The sequence below is a fragment of the Peteryoungia wuzhouensis genome (assembly GCF_003205195.1).
Classification (GTDB): Bacteria; Pseudomonadota; Alphaproteobacteria; order Rhizobiales; family Rhizobiaceae; genus Allorhizobium; species Allorhizobium wuzhouense.
In genome coordinates this window covers 1-443 of record NZ_QJRY01000028.1, presented here as the reverse complement: position 1 = coordinate 443, position 443 = coordinate 1, and the positions used below count along the sequence as shown (strand labels likewise).

Genomic DNA, 443 nt, shown 5'->3' with positions numbered 1-443 from the left:
GACGACGGCCCGTGGGTCGGTTCCAACAGCACGGTCTATGTCGAAGACGATGATCTGTCGAACGGCATCGAGGGCGGCACCAACGACGACTTTGCGCCGCAGAACGTCACCGGCGTTCTGTCGCATGACTTCGGCGCCGATGGCGGCTCGATTGCCTGGGTTGCAACGTCGACGGCGACGGCCGGCGGTGCCACTGGGTTCGCCTACGAACGGAGCGAAGACGGCACGCTGCTGATCAAGCAGAACGGCACGACTGTTATCACGGTGTCGCTCGACGCTGCGACCGGCGAATACAAGGTGACGCAGGTTGCGCCGCTGATGCATGCGAACGGCGACACCGAGAACAACCAGACGTTCACGCTGACCTACAAGGTCACCGATGGCGACAACGACAGCATCAACGGCACACTCACCATCAATGTCGATGACGACATGCCGAAGGT

The 443-nt window shown here is 61.6% G+C and carries 1 protein-coding gene; it reads left to right on the top strand.

The annotated features are described in order from the left end of the window. Positions 1-443: DUF5801 repeats-in-toxin domain-containing protein (locus tag DMY87_RS24325; protein ID WP_165826448.1), on the top strand; the 443-nt coding region annotated here is incomplete at both ends.